Genomic DNA, 4,578 nt, shown 5'->3' with positions numbered 1-4,578 from the left:
CGCCCAAGGCTGGTTCACTCAACATCGGGTTCACCATGCGCAACCTGTACAGCCGGCTCCACGGCAGCCTGACCGATCACTGGGGATTTTCGCACGGGGACCTTCTCATCACGCACTCGGTGGAAGGCTTTGTGGTGCGAGCTGGAACTCCAGTCGATACGGCAGGGTCTCAAGAGGTGACGCGGGTGGGATGGATAGATCTTTCGGGGGATGACGCCACCTTCAACGCGCCGGAGATTCCCTCGGGACCAATAACTTTCGTGGTCAAAGTGGATGGCCCACCGCTTGCAGCCGGCGAACAAGTGGAGTTGCTGGCCGGCAGCCATACAGGTGTTCTGTCCCATATCGACAACATGGGTTTCATCGCGAACGCCACCGTGTGGTGGCAGCTCGAATCGGTGCAGGTGTTTCTCACCGATTGATGCGCCGCATAGGTGCCCAGGGCCCGACAAACCACCGACACGGCGGCGTCCCCTTGTGGGTCGTTAGCCATTGAGCAATCGCAATGCGCCTTCACGGAGGTCGTCGACCGGACACGTCCGCGGACCCCTGCGGTCCGCAACGGCAACCCCGATGCGGAGATAGCCTTTGTGGGTTGCCGCCAGCACGCGTCTGCCGCCGTCACCTCCGGTGGGTCTACCTTCCGCGTGGTCGGAAATAAAGGTGTGCCCGAGGCCGTCGACCTCGACGGCTGAACCGCTGAAACCTTACGTTCGGCTGATGGTTGCTTCGACGCCGTGACGAACGTCGGCCAGCTGCTCACTCAGCGCCAGCGCGGCCCATCGGCATCCATCTCTCGGAGGCCGCTGAAAAAGGTCGGTTTCTGGGGACTGGCGGCCGCACGAGCCAAGGAGCGAATATCGCGCGCGGGCGCTGGCAAAACGTGGATCGTGCGGGAACTTCTGTTCGGTCGGTGACAGAGGCGGCCTCGGCGGCCGGTGGAGGGCCGGCCAGAGCCCGGTGACGGCATTGTTTGACGCCGGTGGGGCCGCCTGTTCAGGTGGTCTGCGGCACCAAGGCCCAGATTCCTGTCGTTCGGGTGAGGCCGCGGCCGACAAGGTTACGCAGGTTGAGTCCGGCGGTGCGGCGGGTGAGCCATGCGTGGTTCTTGTCGACGCCGCGGTAGCGCAGTTTGAGGCGACGGCCGCCGCGGCTGGCGATCTGGGAGATGACGCGTTCCACGTTGGGCCGGTTCTTCCGATACTTTTCCTGCAGGTCGGGCTTGTCGGTCCAGTCGCGACGTGCTGCGCGAAGCAGGTCGTCTCGCTCGTGCAGGTTGATGGTGCGGCCGGTCTTGGATGTGGTGCAGCGCGTAGCGAGCGGGCAGTTGCGGCACAATGCGCCGAAGACCACGTTGCGGGTCTTGGTGATGGGACGGGTGTTGCCGGCCGGGCAGGTCACGGTGGCGGCGGCCTCGTCGACGGTGAAGTCGTCCACGGTGAATCCACCCGCGACCGCAGCAGGGATCGGCCTGGGCTTGATCACCGCGTCGTGTCCGGCGTCGTGGATCGCGCCACGCAGATCCCCTGTGCCGTAAGCGCAATCGCCGTACCACTCCGGCGTGCAGGCCTCACTGTCGCCGGTGCCGCGGTGGGCGGCGACGAAGTTCTCCGCCACCGCCGGATCGGAGTTCTTCGTGCCGGCGGCCTTGGTGAGCGCCTCGTCGGTGATGATCCCAGTCTCCGGCTCGGCCACCACATGCGCCCGAAACCCGTCGCGGCGTGCCTCCGGCGACTTGCGGGTGTGGCGCGCCTGCGGGTCCACCGTCGAGATCACTCGGTCGGGGGCTACCTTGCGGGCGATGCGCCACCGTCCGTCGGTGCCCTCGGATCCCTCGGCAGGTTCGACATCCTGGCCGGCGACCAACGCTAGCAACCCCACTGCCGCGGCCACCGGCTCCTCGGCCTCGTCTGGGTCAACGGCGAGCGCCTCTAGCAGCGCATTCGCATCGTTGACCAACGCTGAGACCAGCGCATCCTTCGCACCGGGCTCGTCCCAGTCGATCGACGGCTTACCGGGGCGGCTGTAGTCATGCCCGGTGCACACCGCCACGATCTGCTCGGCGGCGCCGGGCACGATCCGCCCGACCCGCCGGATCGCCGAGATCAGCTGGGTGATGGTGTCCTGGGTGGCGACCGCGTCGGCCAGGACGGTGGAATCCACCGCACGTTTGCGCCGGCCCCGCAGGATCCCGGTCTCGGCGACCACCCTGCGCACCGCCGCGTTGATCCGATGCGGCCGCTGCGACTTGGCCAGCCGGTTACGCCAGTACACCAGGGTGGTCGGGTCGAATCCGTTGTGGTCCAACGCCATCCCGGTAGCGACCTTCCACCGCAGGTCACACCGGGCCGCCTCGGCGGTCTCCCGGTCGGACAGATCATGCACGGTCTGCAGCACCAGGATCGAGGCCATCACCGACGCCGGGATCGACGGCCGTCCCCGACCTGAGGGGAACAGGTCCTCGAACTCCTTGTCACAGAACAAGTCCTGGCGATGCGCGGCCAGGAACGCAAACATGCTGCCCTCAGCCACCAGATGGCCGACCAGAGCCTCCGCGTCCAACAAGTCCCGATCCGCCCGCTCCACACCCAGCATGAACCAATTTTCCCAGCTCAGGCCGATATTCCGCCGAGGCGCGCCGATTATTCAGCGGCCTCCTAATGAGGCCGGCCTCGGACGGTCGAGGTGGTGGTTGGGTTGGTCGGTTCGCGTGCGGTGATGCGGGTGTTGCGCTGGCGGTCCGACGCCGGCCCTGAAAGCGGCTGGTCAGGTCCGCATGTTGAGGCCACGCTTGGGATCATGGCTGCAACCGTAACGGTCAACGATGTGCTCGATGGGCATGTGCAGTTGGATCTCGAATGTCTAGATCGGGTCTATTTCAACGGTTATGTGCCCAACCTGCAGGTGGGTGGCCAGGTGGTGTCGTTTATGACTGCGCACCTGGGCTATCCGATCCCGTCGCCGGCGATCCTGGAGAAGATCGGCGCCGCCTTCCGCAAGGCGGTGGACCGTTTTGCTGCCGACAACGCAATCCCGTTGCTGCGGTTTTCCAAGGACGACCGCAAGATCGACGTGATGCGGCCCTATCTGGCCGCCCAGGCGAGCACCGGCCGGTCCGGTGTGGCCGCGATCGGGACCGCCCAGGAGTTTCAGAACGTGTTCGCTGCCGCGCAACACACGGGCGACAACGGGGTTCCGTGGTTTTCGTTTACCAAGGCCGATCGGCGGGTCTCGTGTTTTTACTTTTATGTCTGGGACGTTGATTTCGGGCCGGCGTTCATCAAGATCTGCACCTACTTTCCGTACCCGATCAAGGTGTGGCTCAACGGGCACGAATGGGCCAAACGCCAGGCAGCCAAGGCCGGTATCGAGTTCACCGAACTATCCAACGGCTTCGCCACAACCGGCGATCCCGCAGCGCTGCAAGTTATCTGCGATCGGCTCGGTCCCAGCGCCATCGGGGTGTTTTTTCAGCGGTGGATGAGCAGGTTGCCGCTGCCACTCACCGACGCTGACCGCGACGCCGGTTATTGGTGGGAGCTATCGATGCGTCAGATCGAGGTGTCGCGCACTTTGGTGTTCGACACGCCCCGACGCGCCCGGGCATTTTTCGAGGCGTTAGTCGTCGACAACCTCGACCTGGGCCGCCACGACAGCATTGAGCTGATCTTCACCGGCCGCAACGAACGCCGCGGCCGGCCCCCGAAGATCGCGCCGGTCTACAAGACCAAGGTCGTCACCCGTGGCACCGAGGTCAGCGTCAACGCGTTCTACAAGCATTCCCGCATCAAGCAGTACCTCAAAGACGGGCGGGCATTGCGCGTCGAGACCGTCATCAACTCACCCGATGACCTGGGCTGTCACCGACGCCTGCGGTTCCTCGATGACCTGCAGGCCAAAGCGCGTGACGTCAACCGTCGACTGCTCGATACTGAACGAGTCGGCCAGAGCTGTGTCCTTGCGAGCCCAGCCTTTGAGCGGGTCGCGCTGCCCACGCTCACCGCGGACGGCAGGAGGGCCCCGGCCCTGCGGTTCGGCGATCCTCGGGTCATGGCCCTGGTCGGCGCCCTATGCGTCACGCTCAACGCTGTCGTCGGATTCACCAATCGGAGCCTGCGCGCCCAGGTGACCGCCCTGCTCGGCACCAGATACACCGTCAACCAGATGAGCTACGACCTGGCCCGACTGCGCCGCAACGGGCTCATCGAACGCCTCCCGCAGACCAACACCTACGTCCTAACCAACGACGGACAACGGGTGGCGATCTTCTACACCAAACTCCACAACCGGCTGCTGCGCCCCCTGCTCGCGGCCGACCAACCACCCGCACCAATAGCACTCCGAAAAGCCTTGCGCACCATAGATACTCACGTAGTACAGTACATCGATGCCGCCAGACTGCCACTCAAAGTAGCCTGAGAACTCAAGACAAGTCCATGAGTTCTAGGGACCAAGGGTCCCTAGGCCGAACGTGGTGGTTTCGAGCCGATACGTCACTTCTCGACCGTTACGGGTGAGTCTGCGATATCAGCCCCCCGACCAGAAAGCAGCGCGGCCTGAGGCGACGGGCCGGGGCCC

Annotated in this window: 3 protein-coding genes; 2 read left to right on the top strand and 1 reads right to left on the bottom strand. The window is 64.9% G+C overall.

What is annotated here, in order from left to right; genetic code table 11:
* The coding region (locus tag VML93_RS23470) for a hypothetical protein (protein ID WP_325614679.1) at nt 1-422 on the top strand (422 nt) is incomplete at its 5' end.
* 574 nt (nt 423-996) lie between these two features.
* Here VML93_RS23470 and VML93_RS23465 read toward each other — a convergent pair.
* Nucleotides 997-2,595, bottom strand: a complete 1,599-nt coding sequence (locus VML93_RS23465) for an IS1182 family transposase (RefSeq protein WP_325614678.1) — start codon at nt 2,593-2,595, stop codon at nt 997-999.
* 204 nt (nt 2,596-2,799) lie between these two features.
* On the opposite strand from VML93_RS23465, the gene VML93_RS23460 reads away from it, so the two are divergent.
* The gene (locus tag VML93_RS23460; RefSeq protein ID WP_325614677.1) at nt 2,800-4,419 is read left to right on the top strand and encodes a hypothetical protein; all 1,620 of its coding nucleotides are present in this window, start codon (nt 2,800-2,802) and stop codon (nt 4,417-4,419) included.
* Nucleotides 4,420-4,578 lie beyond the last annotated feature (159 nt).

The organism is Mycobacterium sp. (assembly GCF_035499775.1).
In the GTDB taxonomy this organism is placed as follows: Bacteria; Actinomycetota; Actinomycetes; order Mycobacteriales; family Mycobacteriaceae; genus Mycobacterium.
The sequence above is the reverse complement of the archived record's forward strand: the minus strand, read 5'-3'. Positions and strand labels throughout refer to the sequence as shown.